Source organism: Bacteroides mediterraneensis, from assembly GCF_016900355.1.
Taxonomy (GTDB): domain Bacteria; phylum Bacteroidota; class Bacteroidia; order Bacteroidales; family Bacteroidaceae; genus Phocaeicola.
In genome coordinates this window covers 51,216-74,542 of sequence record NZ_JACJKA010000017.1, presented here as the reverse complement: position 1 = coordinate 74,542, position 23,327 = coordinate 51,216, and the positions used below count along the sequence as shown (strand labels likewise).

At 49.0% G+C, this 23,327-nt stretch carries 14 protein-coding genes; 12 read left to right on the top strand and 2 right to left on the bottom strand.

The genetic code is table 11. From position 1 onward, the window contains the following. Positions 1–66 precede the first annotated feature (66 nt). Positions 67–828, top strand: a complete 762-nt coding sequence (locus tag H6A28_RS10255) for an EFR1 family ferrodoxin (protein WP_204480156.1) — start codon at positions 67–69, stop codon at positions 826–828. A gap of 13 nt (positions 829–841) precedes the next feature. Then, on the top strand, positions 842–1,993 hold the full coding sequence (locus H6A28_RS10250; protein ID WP_204480154.1) for a lactonase family protein: 1,152 nt from the start codon (positions 842–844) through the stop codon (positions 1,991–1,993). Between the two features lie 17 nt (positions 1,994–2,010). Here the strand turns inward: H6A28_RS10250 and H6A28_RS10245 are convergent, their stop codons facing one another. Further along, complete coding sequence (locus tag H6A28_RS10245; RefSeq protein WP_204480153.1) at positions 2,011–3,285, bottom strand: sensor histidine kinase; 1,275 nt, start codon at positions 3,283–3,285, stop codon at positions 2,011–2,013. Next, entirely contained in the window at positions 3,282–4,649 is a 1,368-nt protein-coding gene (locus H6A28_RS10240; protein ID WP_204480152.1) for a sigma-54-dependent transcriptional regulator, read from the bottom strand. Before H6A28_RS10240 ends, H6A28_RS10245 begins: the two co-directional genes overlap by 4 nt. Positions 4,650–4,863: 214 nt before the next feature. On the opposite strand from H6A28_RS10240, the gene H6A28_RS10235 reads away from it, so the two are divergent. The 10 genes from H6A28_RS10235 (at position 4,864) to H6A28_RS10190 (ending at position 23,318) form a co-directional block, all read left to right on the top strand. Further along, a complete protein-coding gene (locus H6A28_RS10235) occupies positions 4,864–6,297 on the top strand; it encodes a TolC family protein (RefSeq protein WP_239465331.1) in 1,434 nt (477 codons plus the stop codon). Between the two features lie 12 nt (positions 6,298–6,309). Next, the gene (locus tag H6A28_RS10230) at positions 6,310–7,560 is read left to right on the top strand and encodes an efflux RND transporter periplasmic adaptor subunit (protein WP_204480150.1); all 1,251 of its coding nucleotides are present in this window, start codon (positions 6,310–6,312) and stop codon (positions 7,558–7,560) included. A gap of 419 nt (positions 7,561–7,979) precedes the next feature. Continuing rightward, positions 7,980–10,280 (top strand): ABC transporter permease, encoded by a 2,301-nt coding sequence (locus H6A28_RS10225; protein WP_204480149.1) that lies wholly within the window; start codon positions 7,980–7,982, stop codon positions 10,278–10,280. A 38-nt stretch (positions 10,281–10,318) separates the two neighbouring features. Continuing rightward, positions 10,319–11,389, top strand: a complete 1,071-nt coding sequence (locus tag H6A28_RS10220; RefSeq protein ID WP_204480148.1) for a 6-bladed beta-propeller — start codon at positions 10,319–10,321, stop codon at positions 11,387–11,389. 7 nt (positions 11,390–11,396) lie between these two features. Continuing rightward, a complete protein-coding gene (locus tag H6A28_RS10215) occupies positions 11,397–13,772 on the top strand; it encodes an ABC transporter permease (RefSeq protein ID WP_204480146.1) in 2,376 nt (791 codons plus the stop codon). A 39-nt stretch (positions 13,773–13,811) separates the two neighbouring features. Further along, positions 13,812–16,193, top strand: a complete 2,382-nt coding sequence (locus tag H6A28_RS10210) for an ABC transporter permease (protein ID WP_204480144.1) — start codon at positions 13,812–13,814, stop codon at positions 16,191–16,193. 15 nt (positions 16,194–16,208) lie between these two features. Beyond that, positions 16,209–18,617, top strand: a complete 2,409-nt coding sequence (locus H6A28_RS10205; RefSeq protein ID WP_204475389.1) for an ABC transporter permease — start codon at positions 16,209–16,211, stop codon at positions 18,615–18,617. A gap of 36 nt (positions 18,618–18,653) precedes the next feature. Next, the gene (locus H6A28_RS10200) at positions 18,654–20,201 is read left to right on the top strand and encodes a TlpA disulfide reductase family protein (RefSeq protein ID WP_204480142.1); all 1,548 of its coding nucleotides are present in this window, start codon (positions 18,654–18,656) and stop codon (positions 20,199–20,201) included. Between the two features lie 22 nt (positions 20,202–20,223). Then, positions 20,224–22,596: an ABC transporter permease gene (locus H6A28_RS10195; protein ID WP_204480140.1), complete on the top strand. Its 2,373-nt coding sequence runs from the start codon at positions 20,224–20,226 to the stop codon at positions 22,594–22,596. A 47-nt stretch (positions 22,597–22,643) separates the two neighbouring features. After that, a complete protein-coding gene (locus H6A28_RS10190; RefSeq protein WP_148328041.1) occupies positions 22,644–23,318 on the top strand; it encodes an ABC transporter ATP-binding protein in 675 nt (224 codons plus the stop codon). Positions 23,319–23,327 lie beyond the last annotated feature (9 nt).

Genomic DNA, 23,327 nt, shown 5'->3' with positions numbered 1-23,327 from the left:
TGGATATCTCTGTGTCAAGGTTCTTCGCTTTATTTGTATAGGAAATGTGGAATAATTGAAATGGGTATGATTTTCTATTTTTCTGGAACGGGTAACTCAGAATGGGTGGCCCGGCAATTGGGACAGCTTTTACAGGACTCTGTATATAAACTGACGGATTTGCTGAATGGGAAACCGGACTTCCCGCAGCCTTCCGATGGCAGGCTGGGGTTTGTATTCCCAGTCTATTCATGGGGACCTCCTCCAGTGGTACTGGAAGCGTTGGCACGGCTTGAATGGAAAGGTGTACCCGATTATTTGTATTTTGTCTGTACTTGTGGCGATGATACAGGAAAGACGGCACAAGTGTTTGCACGTGCTGCAGCTCGACGGGGCTGGCGTTGCAAGGCTGGCTTTTCGGTGATAATGCCCAACACATACGTTTGTATGTCGGGCTTTGATGTGGACGAACCGGAACTGGCGGCTCGTAAACTGAAGTTAGCTCCCAGCAGGGTGGAGGATGTCAGCCGACGGATTGCCCGACGGGAAGAGGGATTTGATTGCCATGAAGGAAGTGTGCCTTGGCTGAAAACGTATGTGGTGCGTCCGATGTTCAACCGTTTCATGATCCGTCCGAAAAAGTTTTATGCATCGGAAGAATGCATCAGTTGCGGACTCTGTGCCAAGAGTTGTCCGCTGGAGAATATCCGTATGGTAGAAGGGCAGCCACAATGGGGCAGCCGTTGTGCGATGTGTCAGGCTTGTTACCACCATTGTCCGAAACATGCGGTATGTTATGGCAAGCTGACGCAGAAGAAGGGACAGTATTTGAATTCTTTATTAAAATAACCGTAAATCTAAGATGAAACAGATTTTAATGTCATTGTGTGTGGGCGGTATCCTGATGGGAGCCTGCACCGGAAAGAGTGAGCAGAAAACCAGTGTAACCCATGAGGCAGATACGTTGCTGATGCTGGTGGGCAGTTATGCGAAAGCCAACCAGGAAGGGGTGAAGGTATATCGTTTCAATCAGGAGACAGGCGATGCCGTACAGGCCAGTGCCTTGTCGGGTATTGAGAATCCTTCTTATCTGGTACCAGATCAGGACGGTACACACGTGTATGCCGTGGGAGAAACCGAGAAGGGCTTTACAGCCAATGCTTTGGCATTGGATACCCTGACCGCCAGTCTGTCGCTGATGAATAGTCAGTCGACGGGAGGAGCTTCACCGTGTTATATTACGGTGAGTCCGGATGGAAAGTTTGTGTTGACGGCCAATTACATGGGAGCCAATATCACCGTCTTTCCCCGTTTGGCGAATGGAAGTTTAGGGGAGGGACATGTCATTGCTTTTCAAGGAAAAGGAGCCGACAAAGAACGTCAGGACCAGCCTCACTTGCATTGCGTGTATTTCACGCCCGACGGCAAACTTCTTTTAGCGAATGACTTAGGCACCGACCGTATCCACGCGTTTCCGGTGAAACAGTCTTCCGGTACGCAGGGAACTGATTTGTTGGATGAGGCTGCCGCTTTCGACATTGAACTGGCACCAGGTTCCGGTCCGCGTCACACTTGTTTCGATAAGCAAGGGAAACATGCCTATCTGTTGACAGAGCTTTCGGGAGAGGTCGTGGTATTTTCATACGATGGAAAGACCTTGACGCAGCAGCAGGTCATCAAGGCAGATACGGTAGGCGCGAAGGGAAGTGCCGATATCCATCTTTCACCTGACGGAAAGTTCCTGTATGCTTCCAACCGTCTGAAGGCGGATGGAGTGGCCATTTTCAAAGTGTCTCCTGCCGACGGAACCTTGACGAAGGTGGGTTATCAGCTGACGGGTATTCACCCCCGTAACTTCACGATTACACCCAATGGCAAGTATTTGCTGGTAGCTTGTCGCGATACCAACGAGATTCAGGTATTTGCCCGTGATGCAGAAACCGGTCTCTTGCAGGATACAGGGAAGACCATCCACACCGATAAGCCGGTCTGCCTGCAATGGGTCATGAAATAAGTCTTTGAGGAATTTGATTATATGGCGGGGAAAGAGAGGCGGAAACAGCTTCCTTTCCCCGCTGTGCTTTGTACACTGATTTGTCCTCCATGCAGGCTGACAATCTGTTTGCAGAGGGTGAGTCCGATGCCCGAACCGTTGCTTTTGGTGGTAAAGAAAGGAACAAAGATACGCTCTGTCACCTCCGGCAGCATGCCTTCCCCGTTGTCACGGATTTCGAAGACCAGCTCCTGCGCATGAGCTTCCACACGGACACGGATATCTGGATGCGTCCGATGGGCACAAGCCTCGCGGGCGTTCTTCAGCAGGTTGATGAACACCTGTTCCATCTGTGTGCGGTCGGCCAGCCATTTAAGGGGAGAAGACGGGTATTCAAAATGAAATTCCGGTTCCGGATAAAGGCGTTGCAAATCGGTAAAGAATTGTTCCAGGGGAATTTCCACCTTGACGGGGGCAGAAATGCGGGTTAGCTTCCGGTAGTTCTCCACAAACTCCAGCAATCCTTTTCCCCGGCGGTAGATGACTTGTAATCCTTGCTGCACATAGGTGCGTGTACGGGCATCGTCGGGGTGTTCCTGACTCCGCTCGTTCAAGGTATCTGCCAAGGAAATAATCGGAGTGATGGAATTCATGATTTCATGCGTCAGCACCCGTATCAGTTTCTGCCAAGCTTCCATTTCTTTGTATTCCAAGGCCCCGTGAATGTTTTTCAGGCTGATCAACCGGCAGGTCCGTCCTTGCAGCTGGATGTGTGTGACGGATAGGGAGAGGTCGAAAGTGGCATTTCCCTTTTGCAGGTGGGCTACCTGCCGGTTTTCCTGGATGGCGGTACTGACTTCTTCCGGCAAAAGGGCACAATGTCCCCACAGTTCGCGGGCCGCCTTGTTCATCCATTCTATCCGGTTGTCCCGGTCGGCTACAAGGACGGCTGTATCCACCTTGTTCAACAGCATTTCATAGTATTGGTGCTTTACCTCCTCGTCCACTATGCGGGTGCGGAGATTCTTCAGCGCCAGCGAAAGGTCGTCGGCCAGTTTCTGCATCTGTGAATCGGCAAAAGGCGCACAGATCCGTTGCCCCAGGTCATTCTGCTTCATACATTCCACGAGGCGACCCATGGTTTCGGTCTGACGCATCTGGATGCGGTATAAGTGATAGCAGATGCCCACCAGCAACAGTCCACAGATAATGCTACAGAACAAAAGTGCATGCTGAATGGCCAGTACGCCTGCGGTGATGCAGAGGACTAAGCCCGCAATGTGCAATATGAGGTGGTATCCATACGTTTTCATAAGCCCCATTTTTCCAGTTTCCGATACAATGCAAAACGCGTAATTCCCAACAGTTCGGCGGCCTTGCTCATGTTTCCTGCACTTATTTTCAAGGCCCGTTCAATCGCATTCTTTTCCAGTTTCTCCAGATTCAGTTCTTCTGCCAGCACTTGCGGACGAGGCGAATTTCCCTGCGGAAACAGGAAGTCATCCGGCTTCAGAAGTCCGTTTTCACTCAAGATGACGGCCCGTTCCACGGTGTGCTGCAATTCGCGCACATTGCCCGGCCATTCATATTTCAAGAGTTTGTTTTTCGCCTCACGCGTCAGTCCCTTGATTTCCTTGCGGTATTTCCGGTTGTACTGACTTAAGAAATGCATGGCCAGCAACAGGATGTCTTCTCCGCGTTCCCGGAGGGGAGGAATATGCAGTTCCACGGTATTGATGCGGTAGAGCAAGTCTTGTCGGAATTTCCCTTCCGCCACCAGCTGATGCAGGTTGGCGTTGGTGGCACAAATCAAGCGGACATCGATGTGTATCGGACTCACTGCCCCCAAGCGGGTGATGCACTGCTTTTCAATGGCCGTCAGTAGCTTGGCCTGCATGGGCAGGGACAGGTTCCCGATTTCATCCAGAAATAACGTACCTCCCGAAGCCGTTTCCATTCTGCCCGGTTTCGCTTTCCGGGCATCCGTGAAAGCACCCTTTTCGTACCCGAACAATTCACTTTCGAACAACTGTTCCGGGATGCTTCCCAAGTCGATGGGAATGAACACCTGCTCCCGTCGGGGTGAGAAGAAGCGCAGCATGCGTGCCGCCAAGTCTTTTCCCGTACCGTTTTCTCCCAGTATCAGCAGGTTGGCATCCGTATCGGAGAGCTTGTAGATGGTTTCTTTCACTTTTTGCATGGCCGGAGAGTCGCCAATCAGTTCCGGAAGCGTGTCGTCTCCTTTCAACGCCTGCACTTCATTCTGCAACCGTCCGACTTCCTGACGGGAACGGCTCAGCTTTACCGCAGACGACAAGGTGGCCAGCAATTTCTCTTTCTCCCACGGCTTGGAAATAAAGTCGGTAGCTCCGGCTTTGATGGCCTGTACCGCCTTATCGGTATCCGCATACGCCGTCATGAATACCACTACCGCCTGCGGGTCGAGGTGAAGAATCTGTTTCAGGTAATCCAGTCCTTCCTGCCCGCTGATGGCATCCCGCTGGAAATTCATGTCGAGCAGAATCACGTCGGGGTGGAAAGTCGTCATGAAATGGGTAATCCGGGAGGGTTGCGTGGTGACCCGTATCTGTTCCATATAAGGCTCCAAGAGCAGGTTTAACGCGAAGAGCACGTCTTCGTTGTCGTCAATGATGAGTATTTTTCCTTTTTCTTCCATACAATATCAAGGTGTCTTTCGCAAAGATAATGCTTTTTTGCTTGTGCTGTATGTGCACTTTCGCACGCTTTTTGTGCGAATGCGCACTCAGATTTAAGTTGTCGAATTTTGCTATTTCTCTTATAACCAATGTGTTATCTGTATGGCACGGTTTTTGGAACTAAAAAAGCAGATCACTATGCGTATGAAGATGGAACACAAAATAGGATTACTTATGGCTTGTCTGCTTTTCTGTGGACAAACCGTGTGGGGCGAGAAGCTGACACTGCAAGAGGCCATCCGGATGGCACAGGCCAGTTCTCCGGAGGCCGAAGCTGCCCGGCATACTTATCGGGCGGCGTACTGGAGTTACCGTTCGTTTCGGGCAGACTATCTGCCTGAAGTGAGTTTGTCGGCATCTCCTTATCTGAACCGGCAGATTAACAAGGTAACCCAGCCCGATGGTACGGAATTGTTTCTCCGCCAGAACCAGTTGGCTACCGACCTGACGCTTTCCGTCAGCCAGAACGTGTGGTTTACAGGAGGTAACTTTTTCATGCAGACGGCTGCCCAGCGCATGGATGAACTGGGTGAGAAAAGTACGGCCTATAACACCCAGCCCTTCACGATAGGTTACCAGCAGTCGCTCTTTGGCTATAATTCCTTGAAGTGGAACCGCCGCATTGAACCGGTCCGTTTTCAGGAAGCCAAGAAAACCTATGCCGAGACGCTGGAGCTGATTGCTTCGAAAACCTGTGAACTGTTTTTCGCGTTAGCCGCAGCCCAGTCCGATATGGAGATTGCCCGTGCCAACTATGCGTCTGCCGATACCTTGTATCGCTATGCCCGCGGACGGTATCGCATCGGCAACATTACGGAGAACGAGATGTTGCAGCTGGAGGTGAACAAGTTGACCGAGGAGACCAACCTGATGAAAGCCCGTATCAGTGTGGAAGACGCGATGCTTACCTTCCGTTCTTTCTTGGGTATCCGGGAGGAAGAAGAGATAGAGGTGATTCCACACGACAGTGTGCCGGCTTTTGAAGTGCCTTTGGACAAGGCACTGGAACAGGCTCATCTGCACAGTCCGGAAATCGAGACCTACCGGCGGAGGCAGTTGGAAAGTCGCAGCCAGTTGGCTTCCGCCCGTGCGAGTCGGGGATTGAAGGCAGATTTGTATCTCCAGTTCGGGCTTTCGCAGACGGCCGACCGGCTTCGGGATTCCTATCATAATCCCCTCGACCAGCAATACGTGAGCCTGTCGGTAGTGATTCCGATATTGGACTGGGGAAGAGGAAAAGGAAAGGTACGTGTGGCCAAATCGAACATTGAACTGGTCAAGACGCAGGTGGAGCAGGGCATGAACGACTTTGAACTGAACGTGCGGCAGATGGTGCGGCAGTTCAATCTTCAGGCGCGGCAGGTGGAAGTCGCTTCCCGTACCGATGAAACAGCCCGTCGGAGGTATGAAGTGGCCCTCCGTCTTTACCTGATGGGCAAATCGTCGGTGCTCGATTTGAATGCGGCCACCACCGAGAAAGACACCTCCCGGCGCAATTATATCGAGGCCCTGAAAACCTATTGGATGCTGTATTACGGACTTCGCAGCCTGACGCAATATGATTTTTACCGGAATTGTCCGCTGACTGAAACTTTACCTGAAATATAACACAAACCGATTATGGATATACAATTGAAAAAGAAACCCTGGTACGTGCGCTATCGTTTTTATCTGGCAGGCGGCGTACTTCTGTTGGCCGGACTGATTTATGTGATTATACTGGCCTCCGGTCCGCAGCGCTTACGCATTGAGGCAGACTCCGTGCAACTGGCCGAGGTGAAGCAGGCTCCTTTCCGTGAATACGTGGACGTGGAAGGAGTGGTGCATCCCATCCTGACCTTGATGGTCAATGCCCGCGAGTCGGGTAATGTAGAGCGTATCGTGGCCGAGGAGGGCAGTTTGCTGCAGCAGGGAGACACTATTTTGATCTTGACCAATCCCAACCTGTTGCGTGAGATAGACGACCAGCGGGATGAATGGGAAAAGCAGCGCATCTCTTATCAGGAGAAATCCCTTGAGATGGAACAGAAAAGTCTGACCCTGAAACAGCAGACACTGGAGGCTGCTTACGAGCTGAACAAGATACGGAAAAGCTTTGCCTTAGAGCAGGAAGAATACCGCATGGGCATCCGTAGCAAGGCGCAGCTGGAGGTGTCGGAAGATGAGTTCCGTTACAAGACGGCCTCCACCCAGCTGAAGATGCAGAGCCTGCAGAGCGATTCGGCCATGACGGTCATCCGCAGGGAACTGTTGCGCAACGACCGGGAACGGGAACAGAAGAAGCTGGAGCGTTCCTTGGAGCGGATGGAAGAGCTGGTGGTACGTGCGCCGTCGGATGGGCAGCTTAGTTTTGTGAAGGTCACATTAGGGCAGCAGGTGGCAGCCGGAGAGAATCTGGCGGAAGTGAAGGTCATGTCGCAGTTCAAGGTGCATGCTTCCCTGAGCGAATACTATGTGGATAGGGTAACGGTAGGCTTGCCGGCGTCTGTGACTTACCAGGGAAAACGTTATGCCTTGAAAGTGAGTAAGGTGGTGCCGGAGGTGAAAGACCGCACCTTTGATGTGGACTTGGTCTTTACGGGAGAAATGCCCGAGAACGTCCGTCTGGGAAAAAGCTTTCGGGTACAGATTGAGTTAGGACAACCGGAACAAGCTTTGGTGATTCCACGCGGTAATTTCTATTCGCAGACCGGCGGTCAGTGGATTTACAAACTCAATGCCGACAAGACCCAGGCGAGAAAGGTTCCGGTGGTCATCGGGCGCCAGAACCCCCTGCAATACGAAATCACCGAAGGTTTGCAGCCCGGCGATTGGGTGATTACCACAGGATATGATAACTTTGGCGACGCGGAAGAGCTGGTGTTTAAGTGAATGAACCAGATGCTTCCACCTGCTTCCAGTACTTCCCCGGAAGTACCGGAGTACTGCCTAAGAAGTACTGGAGTACTTTCAAGGGAGTACTGAAGTATTGACAGGGAAGTACTGAAGTACTGACAGGGAAGTACTGAAAACGATTAAAGTGAAGAATTACAGAAAGTTGGGAAATTAATAGTGAATATTGGAAACAATGACTCTCCGGAGTATCCTATAGTAGAATATAATTATTGATTTATGAAAGGGAAAATAAAACACATAACTATTGCTTTGGGAATCTGTCTTTCTCATGAAGGTGGAGAATAAGGAGAAGTTTTCTGAAATCGATTCAATTTTTGATTGGAAATTGAAGGCGATATAATGCGGTATTAAAAATACCTGATTTTATAATTATTGATACGAATGAGTGAAAAGATATGATTGCACATTACCTGAAAATAGCCTGGCGTAACTTGCTGAAATACCGTATGCAGACCGTGGTCAATGTCATAGGTCTGGCGGTGGGGTTTGCATGTTTCGCATTTGCCAGTCTTTGGATGCGTTACGAATCTTCTTTCGACAGCCGTTACGACGCAGCCAACCGCATGTTCCTGATTTATACTGAAACTTCCATAGAGGCTGGAGGTATATCACCGCACGTGCCTTATCCTGTCTCCACGCTGTTGAAGAAAGAATTTCCCGAAATAGAGGCGGCTTGTGCCTTTACCCGCTATTCGCCAGCTGAGTTGAGATTGGAAGATCAGCCTGCTTTGGAGGCCGTTGGTATGATGTTGGATTCCTGTTTTATGGATATGTTTGGTGTTCGTGTGCTGACGGGTACTTATGATTTCTTTTATTCCGATGAAAAGGTTGCCCTGACAGAACGGATGGCCCGGAAGCTGTTTGGTACAACGGAAGTGCTGGGCCGTACCGTAACCTGTAATGATAAGGAATCTACCGTTTGTGCCGTGGTAAGTGATTTGTCTCACAGTAACTTTTCGTTTGATTTTATTCATGAAGGAAGTTATTTCCGTAGATGGCAGGATGCATGGGACAACGGAGGATTTGAGGTGGTGGTCCGTCTTGCTCCGGGTGTTTCTCCTCAGTCGATGGAAAAGAAGTTTCGTGCCTATGCCGGGAAAGTGGATGATTTGAATAGCAAAATGATTAGCCGACTCCGCCTGATGCCTCTTTCCGAAGTCCGTCAAGCCTCGTTCAACAAAGATCGTCTCGTTAGCTTTTTCTATCTGAGACTATTTGCGGCAGCTGGAGGGCTGGTTATTCTCTGTTCGTTGTTCAATCATCTTGCCCTTTTCCTTTCGCGAATGGAAATCCGTCGTCGTGAACTGGCGTTGCGACGCGCATGCGGGTCTTCCGGCAGGGGACTGTTTGCCATGCTCACTACCGAGTACTCGTTGCTTATTCTGTTGTCAGGTTTTTTCGGTTTCGTACTGGTGGAGTTGCTGCATCCTTTATTCCAGCAGCTTTCGGGAGTGGAAGGCAATGTGTACGGAGGTTCACTGCTGTACTTCCTGATTGTGCTGCTGCTTTCGCTGATGCTGTTGTTGCCTTTTGTTTTCCGATATTCTTCCTTGCGTCCGGAACGCAGAAAGTCGGGACGGCAAATGAAGGTGATGGTAGGAATACAGCTTTTCATCAGTCTGCTGGCCATTTTCACCACAGTGGTATTGATGAAACAATTGAATTATTTGCGACAGACTGATTTGGGCTGGGAGCGTCATAATCTTGCGGCCTTCACCTTTGTCTATCCTGACACCTCAAAGGATGAAATCGTAGGGCATGTGCGCCAGATGCCTTTTGTCCGTCAGGTGCTTATCGGCTATTGGGGACTTCTGCCCGAAGGAGCGCGGGGAACTGTCACCATGGATTGGGATGGAAAGCCATCTGACTGGAAAATGCAGGATATACGTATGGCTTGTATGGACGATACGTTGGCAGCGTTCTATGATATTCAGCTGGCAACAGGTCAATTTATTCGGCAGGATGGTGGAGACAATCAGGTAATGCTGAATGAATCGGCTGTCCGGGCTATGGGGGTAACCCATCCTGTGGGGATGGTCATAACTTATAGTCAGAAGGAGAAGGCTACTGTAGTCGGGGTAGTGCGTGATTTTCATATTACAGCCCCTACCATTCCAGTACAGCCTACACTTTATGTGAATAGATCTGGCTGGATGAACGGAAATCACATTCTGATAAAATATCACGAAGGAAGTTGGCCTGAACTTCGTCATCGGGTAGACAGCCTTTTTGCCAGCGACTATCCCGAAGTGAAATATAACCTGGTAAATGTGATGGATGAATATGATACTTATCTTAAGTCTGAAAATCTGCTGATGCGTTTGCTTGCTTTTGTTTCCACGGTCTGCATTCTGATGTCTGCTTTCGGGATTTTCTCGATGGTTACCTTGAACTGTGAACGCCGTCGCAAGGAGATGGCTATCCGTAAGATAAATGGGGCACGGGTAAAAGATATTTTAGGACTCTTTGCACGCGAATATCTGTGGCTGTTGGGCATTGCTTCTGCAATTGCTTTTCCTGTGGGTTACATACTGATGAAACGATGGCTGGAAAATTATGTAGAACAGATTCCTTTGTCGTGGTGGCTTTATATGGTCATTTTCCTTTGCATGGCGCTGATGATAGCCCTCTGCATCAGCTGGCGTATCTGGCGGGTAGCAAAGGAGAATCCGGCAGAGGTGGTAAAGAGTGAATAAGAAAATTGTTTTATAATTCTAAAATAATTGAGATTATCATGAGATACAAATTTTTATATATCCTATATGTCTTAATGGCAATGTGTGGATGTACTGTAGAAGATGACGGTAAAATACATGTTGACTTGCGTGAGAGCCCTGCTTTCGACTGGGATAACCGTATAGACATTGTAGAGGCTATACCTCTGGATGCGCCTTTAAATGGTTCATCCAATCATTTCGAGAAATGTATAGTTTCAGGCAAGTCAATATTGGGTTATGACAGAATCCGTAATACAATATCCGTTTTTGATGTGGGTGGAGAATTATTATATGAGATTAAGGCATCAAGTACCAGCAAGCAGGGGTATTTTGAAATACAGGATGTCATATTCAGTCATGACGGCAAAAATATATTGATATTGTCTGATTCTGCCATTGTGGTATTTGATGCGGCAAACGGTAATTACCTTGACAGGATTCCTCTTAAAAGGATAGCCATAAGTTTCTGCAAGTTTGCAGATAATGGTGAAGGAAAGTATTTTTTCTGGTCTTACAGCAAGAATAGTATATACGTAAAGGATGGAGAAAATATGTATCCTATAAAGAAACGCAGTGGATATCCTTTAGCTTGTCAGAAATTCTATCAGGACCCGAACGGATGTTTGAATGTTTTGTCAGATTATGAACCTCGTTATGAAATCAGTAAGATTGAAGGAGATTCGATAAAGACAAGATATTCCTTCGATTTTGGGAAATGGAATATACCGGAAGGCACTGATATGACAAATAATGAAGAATATTTAAGGATAGATCCTCAACCATACGTAAAGTGTCTGGTTTCGGCCTCAGAAACGGAAGAGTGGTTATTTGTAGGCGCTCTTGGTCCGGCACTTAGGAATTATTTTATATTGATAGATAAAGTTACCGGGAAAACTTACTATGGATATAGAAGAAATGAAACGCCCGTTTCGGTGATTGGAAATGATGGTACCTGTTTTTATGGAATAGTATATCCCTTTTCTTTTTCCGGTAAAAGTGTTTTTACGGATTATATATCCAGATATGAGAAAGCTTGCAGGGATATGCCGTTCATCATTAAATTTAAGTTCAAGAATCTGAATAAATAGAAAGACTATGTGGTTACATTACCTGAAAATAGCCTGGCGTAATTTGCTGAAATACCGTATGCAGAGTGTGGTCAGTATTTTAGGACTGGCCGTGGGCTTGGCATGCTTTGCCCTTTCTGCCTTCTGGATACATTATGAGATGACGTACGATACGTTTCATCGTGATGCAGACCGTCTGTATCTGGTTGGAGTGAATGACGATAGTTTCGGGGGGTCTTCCGCGAGCTTTACGCCTTATGCCTTGGGACGTTACCTGAAGGAACATTACTCGGAAATTGAAGATTACTGTTTGTTTGAGACAGAAACTTTTTTTGTGTTGAAAGACAACCGGATGCTGGAGTTGCCCATGCTTCTGCCCGATACTACCGCCTTGCGGATGCTGGACTTCCGTACCTTGGAGGGGGATGAAAGTTTTCTTCGTGCCGGTTCCACAGATAGCCGTATTGCCATTACGGAGAAGACCGCAAAACAGCTGTTTGGCACTACGGATGTGATTGGCCAGACCGTGACCAATGCCAACTGGAACAAGGAATATACCATTGGCGCTGTAGTAAGTGACTGGGGAGCGCACACTAATTTCCCCTACGCTTTTCTGGGTAACGGAAGCGGACGGACAGGCTGGGACGATTATACTTACCGGACACTTGTCAAAGTGAAGCCAGGTACGGATGTCTCCCGATTGCTGGAGAAGATGAATGCCCACTTTCCCGAAGAACTGACTAAAAGCAGGTATCAAAACACAGGATTGACACGTTTCTACCTGGAACCGCTGACGGGTCTTCGTGCCACGGAAGGTTTCATCCTTAAAAACAACCAGACGGTGCAGTTCCGTTATATCACCTGGTTTGCTGTGGTGGGCGGACTTATTATCGTTTGTGCCTTTATCAATTACCTGACGATTTATATCGACCGTTTCCATACGCGCCGAAGAGAAATGGTGTTGCGGCAGGTTTGTGGGGCAGGAATGCGTTCGTTGGTTATCCTGCTTTGTACTGATTTCCTGTTGACAATTCTGGCGGCCTTGGTTGTGGGGATGGTATTGGTAGAGTTGCTGATGCCGGTCTTCCTCCGGTATGCGCTGATTCAGGATGCTGACTTTTCAATCTACCGTTTAATCTTGTTCTACATCCTGTCGGTATCGGTCGTCATGATGGCCATCGTGGTGCTGTGGGTATGGCTGTTTCAGAAGCGGTCATTGCATGGAAATATGCATACGGGTAATGCGCTTTCGGGTATCGCTTGGCGGAAAGGAAGTGTCATTCTCCAGCTGACGGTCTGTATGGCTTTCATCTTCTGTGCGGTGGCCATGCAGCTGCAACTGCACCATTTGCGGAATGTGGATACAGGCATGGACTATCGCGGACGGGCAGCCGTCAGCATTTGGATGAATGTGGACATGAACGTATGGGCCGAGAAAATCAAGGCTTTGCCGATGGTGACGGAAGTGATACGCCCGGTTTACTGGCCGTTGTTGGGTATGGGAGCTTATTCATCGTCCTTGATAGATGGAGGAACAGGTATGGAAGGCCGTTTGAAGGAGCCTTTGTCTTTTGATGAAGTGTTGGCAGGTGAAGACTTCTTCCGTTTTTACGGTATGCAGCTGTTGGCAGGCGAATGGGTGTCGGAAAAGTCGGATTATCGGCAGGTGAACCTTCTGGAAAGTACGGCCCGCCGGATGGGTTGGACTCCTGAAGAAGCTGTAGGCAAGCAGCTGTTTTTTGTTGATCGCAAGATAGAGCCGATGACCGTTATCGGGGTGGTGAAAGACTGTGCTTATAAATCGCCTACTGAGAAACTTCCCTGCACGATGTTTGTCAACACCGACCGGGTGGAGTGGATGCATGCCCGCTGTTTTGTCCTTTTTAAATACCGTCCGGGTACGTGGGACGAATGTCGCCGTCGCATTGAAGAGATGCAGCGTGCCGAGCTGCCCGACCGTAAGCTCTTTCTCTATAGTGAAGAAGAATGTTACAACGATTATCTGAAGTCGGAAGATGCCTTGTCGTCATTGCTTGGGTTCTCTTCGCTGGTGTGTATCTTCATTTCGATATTTGGTATCTACTCGCTGGTGACATTAGCTTGCGAGCGGCGCCGTAAGGAGATAGCTATCCGCAAGGTAAACGGAGCTACGGTGAGGAATATCCTTATGCTGTTTTTCAGGGAATATGCTTTGCTGTTGGTCGTTTCTTCGCTGATTGCCTTCCCTGCTGCCTGGTGGGTGATGAGACGTTGGATAGAGCATTATAACCGTCAGGTGGAAATCGGATTCCTTCCATTTCTGCTGATTTTTGTCGGTGTTGCCCTTTGTGTGACGGCTTGTATCGGGCATCGCATTTGGAAAACGGCGAAGGAGAATCCGGCAGAGGTGATAAAGAGTGAATGATATAATGTATAGATATAGAAATTAAGAAAAGAAAACAATATGAACACACTACGCTATGCCTTACGTTTCCTGCTCCGTGCACGGACGTACACTCTGATTAATCTGTTGGGACTGGCTTTCAGTCTGGCCTGCTGTATTATTTTGCTCCGATACATTCATCGGGAACTGACGGTCGATACCCATTGTGTGGACCGGGAAAATGTATATGCCGTGCAAGTGAATGTGTCGGGAGGGGTATATTGGGGCTCTTATGCAGCTTATCGGAATGACAGTGTACTGATTGCTCCAGAACTGATAGAAACGAAATGTAGTTTTGTTCCGTTGGAGAATGATTTTCTGGTCAGTGAGGGACACCGTTACCGTTGCGATGCCCTTGCTACGGACAGTACGTTTTTTCAACTGTTCTCTTATCCGTTGATACAGGGAGAAAAGAATCTGACTGATCCTTCTTCGGTGGTACTGACCCAATCGTATGCACGGGAGGTTTTTGGGTCGGACAACCCTGTCGGAAAGACAATCGCTTATTCCAACGGACAAGAATATGTGGTGAAAGGAGTGATTGGCTCTCCTACCAACAAGACCTGGCTGAATTTCGATTTGCTTCTGGCAAATACTTCTTCCAATAGGTGGGAGAAGATGCCGTTGGATTTGTATCGTTTTGTGCCCGGAGCAGATATGAATAAGCTTAATCAAGTAGGGAAACATCCACGCAGCCTAAATCCGCACTATCCGTCGGATACACGGGTGTACACCTTTCGTTTCGTACCTTTGAAAGAATGTTACTTTTCCAAGTTGGAAATAAGGGATAAAGCATCTATTTATGTATGGGGAGATTGGGGGCAGTTGCAGATATTCATGGGTATTTGTGCGTTGCTGCTGGTTACCGGGTTGCTGAACTTCATCAACCTTTACATGATTTTTATGCTCAAACGCACGCACGAATATGGTATACGCCGGGTGTTTGGAGCAGGAAGAGGAGCTGTCTTTGCACAGATTTTTGCCGAGAATTTTCTGCTTTCCGCTTTGGCGGTGTTGCTTGCGTGGGTATGCATTGAACTGACCCGGGTACCTGTGTCCCGCTTTTTCGGGTTTGATTTCCCCTATACAGCTTTCGATGTGTATTTGTCCTTGGCGTTACTTGTATTCCTGCCGCTGGTAGCCTCGCTTTATCCGTATTTCCGTTTCACGCGTATCTTGCCTTCCGTCGGCATCCGTTTGGTGAGTACGGCCGGGCAGTCGGTACGGGCGAGAATGGGACTGCTGGTGTTGCAGTATGTACTTACCTTGATACTGGTGGTTCTGGCATTTTATTTTAACCGTCAGCTTGATACTTTGCTGCATACAGACCCGGGGTATCGTACGGAGAATATTTTAGTGGCGCATCTGGCCCACGAGTCGAAGGATTTCTCTTCTTATCGGAGTCCGGAAGACATACAGGCACGCATGCAGCGAGTGAAACAGCTTGATGACAAGATGAAAGCTTGCCCTGATGTTGAGTATTGGGTAGCGGATCAATCTGCACTGACCTCCAGTGATTTTGGAATGAAGTTTATAGGAAATAACGGGCGTACGGCTTTTTTGTATATGTGGTATGCCACTCCTTCTTTCTTCCGGCTTTATGAATTGCGTTTTGTAGAGGGAGCGCTTCCCGCAATGAAGGAGGAAGAAGATGGGGACGAGGAGTATTATGTGGTGAACCGTGCGGCACTGAAGGCGTTGGGGTATGATTCCTGTCAAGGAGCTACATTGATGTATGAAGATGACAAGATGAGGGCTCAAAACCCTGAAGCGCATCCTATTGTGGCGGTCATCGACGATTACTATGATGGACATATCAGTGCGGGGGTACATCCGATGGTATTTGTGGTGCGAAATAGTTTTTCCGGTGATCTTTATACGTTGTCATTCCGTCCGGGACGTCTGGCTGCGGTGATAGATTACTTGAAAAAAGTGGAACGTGAGGTGTATGGTACCGAAGAGTTTGAATATACGTTGTTTTCCAATCAGGTGAAACAGATGTATGCGGCAGACCGTCGGCTGGCAGTGCTTTACACTTCGTTTGCCTTTATCGCCATCGTCATTTCCTGTCTGGGGTTGTTCGGCATTTCCCTGTTCGATATCCGCCAGCGTTACCGCGAGATTGCCATCCGCAAGGTGAACGGTGCCATGCTGAAAGACCTGTATGTGCTGTTGCTCCGTCGTTATGTGGGGATGCTGTTGCTGGCAGCCGTGGTGGCAGTACCGTTGGCTTGGCTGGCCATTCACTACTATACCGCCGATTTGGTGGTGAAGGCTCCGGTGACGGTAGGTCTGTTCCTGACAGCCTTCCTGATAGTGGCGGTGATTTCCGTGGCTACGTTGCTCTGGCAGGTGCACAAGGCTTCCCGCATCAATCCGAGTGAAGTAATGAAAAGTGAATAATAAAAGAATGAACTTATGATGATTGCACATTATTTGAAAGTAGCTTTCCGTAATTTGTGGAAATACAAGACACAGCATCTGATTGCGTTGGTCGGAGTAGGGGTGGCCTTGCTGTGTTTCAGTATCTGTCTCTACGTGGTCCGTTATGCTTTCAGCATGAATCATTGTTTTGCAAACTATGAACGGATTGCCGAACTCAATATTCGTGACATGAAAGAAGGGAAAGTGTTGAATTGTACTCCTGCGACATTGGCCGAGGAACTGCGTCTTCAAAAGCCGGATGGGATTGAGGCATTATGTGTGGTGGATTATTCACCGATAGAACGGCCTTTCAACGTGGAGATGCCCGACGGGAAGCAGTTACCTTATTCCTTCGCCGTGGCAGAGACGGATTCTTCCTTCTTTCAGGTACTGACTCCTCAAATTTTGTGCGGTTCGGCTGAGGTAGCTAAGATGATGCCAAATTCATTGGTCGTGAGTGAGAGCATGGCACGCCGGGTATATGGGGATATTCGTCAGGCGGTAGGAAAACAGCTGGTACTGATGCGCCGGTTGTACACTTCGCCGGATTCTACTCCACGTACCGGGGGAACGGTTTATACTATTCAGGCAGTGATTGAGGATATTCCAGAGAACAACAGTATTGCTTTTATGGAGCATCTGGATATGTTTTCCCTCAACGATTCGGAAGGAATCATCCAGAATGATGCCCGTTATGCCATTATCAGTTCCTTTACGTATGCGTTGCTGCGTAAAGGTTTTACTCCGGAGCAACTCAATGAGTGGTTTTATCGCAGCAAACAGACGCATCGGATGCATGATACAAGCTTTGCGGTGGAAGCTCATCCGATGGGAGATAGGGGCTGGAATGGGGGACTGCTTCGTACGATGGTATGGACTACGATGGTAGCCGGGGTATTGATTTTGCTGGTGGCCTTGCTTAATTTCTTTCATTTGCTCGTGGGGTCTTTTCTTACTCGTATGCGTGAATTCAGTATCCGGCGAATGGCGGGAGCGTCTGGAGGCAGTCTTTTTGTCCAACTGTTCACACAGTCTGCCTTGTTGGTTTTGCTGGCCGGTCTGTTGACCGGTGTCTGCATCGAGGTGATGGCTCCTTGGTTGAGGCTGGAAATGGCCGGTTTGTCTTTGCAGTTTGATACTTCTCTACTGATGGTACAGAGCTTTGAGTATCTGGCTGGCCTGTTGGGAGTATGTGCTTGGGTGTGTGGAATAGTCGTGTGGAAGGTACGTCGCACGCAGGTGCATGCGGGGGTATCGGGCGGTGTACACCGGGGAGGAAAGAGACGGCTGCGGAATCTGTGGTTGGGAGTGCAGTTGTTCATCTGTTGGGTTTTTATCTCACTGGCAGCGGCGCTTTATCTACAGTCGGATAAAACAGGACGTACCTTGTTCGGGACATTGAGTTTGGAGGAGAAAGAGCAGATATTGAGCATTCCGATGGATTTTTCTTTTATGAACACTGTGCAGAAGCTGGATCTGATACATCAGTTTAAAAACTTGTCGGGAGTCGAAGAGGTACTTCTGGCCGACATCAATTATTTGAGAGGCGTTTCTGGTACGGGCATGTATACGGAGAAAGACAATAGAGACAGTCATGTGGATGTAAATGTGATGCGTATAACTCCCGGTTTCTTTCGTTTCATGCACATTCCGATACGGTCGGGATATACGCCGCGTGAGTTGTCCGATTTGGTGATAGACGAGGCTCTGTCTCGTCGTCTCGGGAAGGACATCATGGGGAAACCGCTTTATAATTATGACGGAGAAGCCTACACGATTCAAGGAGTGTGCCAGACATTTGTGTCCAGTGTGTATTATGATAGTGAAGGATTTATATTTCTCCTGAGCGGGTTCGACGATTATTGTGGGCATTGTTATGTGAAATGTAAGGAGGGGCAGGTGGAAACCGTATCTCAGGAGGTCAGGAAGATACTGAAAAAGACGTTGCCGGAAAGTGTGGAAGTGAAGGTCAGCACGTTCATGGACGACATCCGTGAGTCACAGGCGCTTGAGTTCAAGCTCCGCGGAATTGTATTGTTCTTTTCGGTAGTAGTGCTGGTGATTTCGTTGTTGGGCGTGTATTCAGCCGTGACCATCGACACGGAATATCGGCGGAAGGAGATGGCTATCCGAAAGATTAACGGTGCCGGAATGCGTCAGATAATTTGGCTGTTTGCTCGGCTTTATGTGACTTTACTGACGGTGACGGCTGTGTGGGGATTTGTGTTGGTTGAATTCTTGTTGAGGCAGTTTAGTACCTTGTACACGGTGTTCTTCCGGCATGGGGTGGCTTTCTATTTTTGCCTCTTCCTGTGTGTCTCCTTGTTGGTTGCCCTCACGGTAGCTTTCCGTATTTGGCAGGTGTCCCGGGTGAATCCGGCAGAAGAAATTAAGCGGGAGTAATACAATAGTATAATAACCTAAAATGAATAAATAACCATGAGAAAACAAGTATTAGCCTGTCTGCTCTTAGGTGCATTGGGGGCACAGGCACAAGAGAAATTTGTGGTGGAAGGTCAGTTGAAGAATATTCCCGACGGAACCGTGTTCTATTTGATGAAGCAAGAGGGTAACGTGGGGAGTATGGCAGCTACCGATACGCTGCAGAACGGGACATTCCGTTTTGAACTGACTACCGCCGGAAACGAGCTGGAAGGTTATGGCTTGATGGCACGTGATGATACGAAATTCCCACCCATGTTGCTTGAACTATGGGTAAATCCTGGCAGTCATCTGCTCATACAAGGAGAGAATCCTTATATTTACTCCTGGAAAGTAGAGAGCGATGTCAAGGAGCAGCAATTCCAGCAGCAGCTGATACAGGCTTCCCATAAGGAATGGGAGGAATTTCAGCGGTTGACCATGCAAGAGTTTGCACTGATGAGGTCGGCTGCGCAGGGAGGAAACAAAGAACAGGCCCGTGCGCAAGCAGACAGTCTGCAACAGCTGACAGAGAAGTTGAGTGATCAGATTGCCCAGCATAATATTGCGATTATGAAACAATCGCCGATTAATGCAGCCTGGATGGGTGAATTGCATCGGATGGGGATGTCGGTTAAGTTCCGTAAAGATTATCCGTATAAAAAAGAAGTGCAGCAGTTGTACAACCTGCTGGATGACGCACAGAAAGAAACGTCCATTGGGAAGAGTGTGTATCTGGCCTTGAATCCGCCGACTGTGGTCAAGGCGGGCGAGGAAGCGGCCGATGCGGATATGTATGATTTGGAAGGCAAGGTTCATCGCCTGGCTGAGTTTCGCGGAAAATACGTCCTGCTGGATTTCTGGAGCCGGGGATGCGGCCCTTGCATCATGTCACAGCCGGAGCTGAAAGAAATCAGCGAGAGGTACAAGGACAGCTTGGAGGTGGTCAGCTTGAGCATTGAGAACCGGAAGGGATGGGAAGAGGCTTCTAAATCGCATGCCATGACTTGGAATAACTGGAACGATTTGGAGGAAACCAACGGATTGTATGCCCGTTATGGCGTCATAGGAATTCCTCATTTTGTGTTGATTTCTCCGGAAGGAAAGGTAATTGACAGCTGGAGTGGATATGGGAAGGGCCTGTTGAAGTTGAAAGTCGAAGGCATGTTGGCTCCCAAACAGCCGATGCGTATCGAATGGAAAGACGGTCACAAACTGGTGCATCATCCGCGGAAGAAAACAGAGAAAGTGGATGTGCTGACCATCCGTCAGGTGGAACTGACTGACTCGGCTACGGTGCTTCGCGTGCATGCAAGGTATATTCCAAACTATTGGATTCGGCTGGACAAAGCGACTTTTTTGATGTCGGATAAGGGTGTAAACTATCCGCTCCTGCGCAGTGAAGGTTTCACGATAGATGAGCAAGTGTTTATGCCCGATAGCGGAGAAATGGATTTCACGCTCTATTTTGCTCCGCTGCCCAAAGATACCCGTTGGTTTGACTTTTCGGAAGGCGAGCACGTGGAAGGGGGATACCATATCGAAGGCATCCGTCTGACAGAATAATAACGTATTAAATTGACAATAAATGATACTGAATGTCACACTGAAAATGATTCTGCGAAGCTGGTGGCGGAACAAGGTGTTTTTCCTTGTTTCGGTAGCCAGTCTGGCATTGGGATTAGCCTGTACCAACTTGCTGATGACGTACTTTGTGCATGAGCATGGGTTGGAAGGGCATAATCCGGACCGTGACCGTCTGTTTTTCCTGCAGCAGGATGACCCGATGACGGATGGGAAACGGGTGGCGTATGCGGCGGCTGAGATTCCTCCGAGATTGAAGGAAAGTTATGCGGAGGTGGAAGATTTTTTGCGCCTTGGAAAACTGGATATGCTATATTGTAAGGTGGATGGACAGAAGGTGGAGAGGGATTTCATGCTACTTTCGGCGGATACGACTTTGACTCACTTTTTTGACTATCGTACGGCGGAAGGCAGCTTGGAGCAGGTACTTCGTCAGCCGGGGAAGATGGCCTTGAGTACGGCATGTGCCCGTAGCCTTTTTGGAGAAAGGCAAGCCATCGGAAAGCAGGTGGAGGTACATTTAGCCTACGGGGGTACCTGTACATACGAAGTGACGGCGGTGCTGAAGGAACGCGAACAGTCGCTTCTGCAATTTGACATGCTGACTGCGAATGATCCGGATTTGTTTTGGGGAGGCCCTACGTTGCTGAAGTTGACTCCGGGTACGGATGCCGCTCGTTTGGCCGATAAGCTGAACGCGGACAAGGTGCCTACATTTATGCCCGGTCAGACGAAATATTACCTGGACCCGCTGGATGCCATTTGTTTCACGACTCCTGACGATGCTTCTCAGCAGACACTCGACTTTGTCAGTCAGACACCCGTGCAGACTCTCTACATCAGTCTGCTGGCAGCCGTGCTGATACTGGTCATTGCCTGCTGCAACTATACCAACATGAGTTTGATCCGCTTGCTGCAACAGCTGCGTATGATTCATGTGGAGAAATTGATGGGGGCTACCTTGCGCAATATTCGTCTGCAACTTTTCGGGGATGCTTTCCTGACGGTGGTGCTGGCGTTCGGGCTGTCCATTTTGCTGGTGAACGATTGCTTGTCACTGTTTAATGACTTGTTGGGTTCGCGGTTGACCATGACGTTCTTCTTCAGTAGTCAGATGCTGCCGTGGTTGCTGTTGTTTATTCTGTTGATGTCGGTAATACCGGCATGGTACATCAGCTATCGCCTGTCACGCTTGTCGTTCACGGAATACCGTACGCTTTACAGTGGCCGGCGCAAGCAGCGCTTTGTGGCGGTACTGGTAACGGTGCAGTTTGTGATTTCCATCGGTTTGTTGCTGGCTACGCTGACAGCCCGCAACCAGATGGAACTGACCCGCCAACGGGCTTCGCGTTACGAAGGCTGCATTGAGATAGGAGATGCCTTTGGGGCCCCGTTGGCTCCTTTCAAGGCGGAACTGGAGAAACGGGTGAAAGGCATTGAATCCATGACACTTTCCAAATCTTCGGTACTCAGTGCCTGGATACGTCAGTTGAACGTGCAGCGTCCCGGTGGGAAGGAAGTGCGTACCAATCTGCTGACCTTGGAAGGCGACTCCACATTGTTGCGCACCTTACGCATTGAACAGTTGAGTGGAGAATCTCCTTCCCGTCTGTTGGAGCGTCAGGCCTCTCCGGTACTGGTGAACGAAAGCTTTGTCCGGCTGTTGGTGCCTGCGGGTACGGAGGTCGTGGGACATGCCTTGCGTGAGTTCGATACGGAAACACAAGACAGCTTGGCTGTGATAGGTGGTGTGGTGCGTGATTTTTCCATCAATTCATTGGAAGAAGCCGTAACGCCCCTTGTCATCACACTGCTGTCGGCAAGTGACTTGCAGAAGGGAGCCTATCTGCAACTTCGTCTTCGCCCGGAAAGCCGTGAGGCGACCTTGCGTCAGATAGAGACGGTATGGAATGAGATGAATCCCAACCAGCCTTTCAGATACACGGACATGCATCAGGAGTTTATGGCACGCAATCAGAAAGTGCTTTCCTTGTCGCATATCCTGACGTTCTATGCCGTCATCGGTCTGTTGCTGACAGGTTTCGGACTGTTTGGCATTGCTTGGTATGCTACCCGTCAGCGGATACGTGAAATCAGCATCCGCAAGGTACATGGGGCCACTCGGGGGCAAATCATTTGGCTGCTTAACAAGCCGTTCTGCCTCTATGCTCTCGTAGCCTATGTGGTGGCCATGCCCGTTAGCGTGTGGTTCATGCTGCATTGGCTGGAGCAGTTTGCCTACCGTGTCCCGCTTTCGGCCGGACTTTTAGTATGGCCGTTGGTGGTGGTATGGGGTGTCTCGGCACTCATCGTCTGTCTGCAAGGTTGGATCTTGAGTCGGGTAAATCCGGTAGAGTGTATGAAACAAGATAATTAATAGTCAATAATGGAGATGATAATGTGATTCAATAAAATTTTAAGTGTATGATTAAGACAGAAAATTTACAGAAAGTGTTCCGCACGGATGAGGTGGAAACTTGGGCATTGAATAATGTAAGTATCGAAGTAAAAGAAGGGGAGTTCGTGGCCATTATGGGCCCTTCCGGTTGCGGAAAATCTACCTTGTTGAACATTTTGGGATTGCTGGACAACCCCACTGGAGGAAAGTATTACTTGAACGGGGTGGAAGTGGGCAGCTATACCGAATCGCAGCGTACCTCCTTGCGTAAGGGTGTGATTGGTTTCGTATTTCAAAGCTTCAACCTGATTGACGAACTGAACGTATATGAGAACATCGAACTGCCCTTGCTGTATCTGGGAGTGCCTTCGGCAGAACGTAAGCGGAAGGTGGAGGCAGCTATGGAACGGATGGGGATTACGCATCGGGCCAAGCACTTCCCGCAGCAGTTGTCGGGCGGTCAGCAACAGCGTGTGGCCATTGCCCGTGCGGTAGTGTCGGGCCCGAAACTGATTCTGGCCGACGAACCTACCGGTAACCTGGATTCCAAGAACGGACGGGAAGTGATGGAGCTGCTGACTGAGTTGCACAAGGAAGGCACTACCATCGTGATGGTGACGCACTCGCAGCACGATGCCGGTTTTGCCGACCGTGTGATCAACCTCTTCGACGGACAGGTGGTGACGGAAGTCAACCTGTAAGGAGCAGGT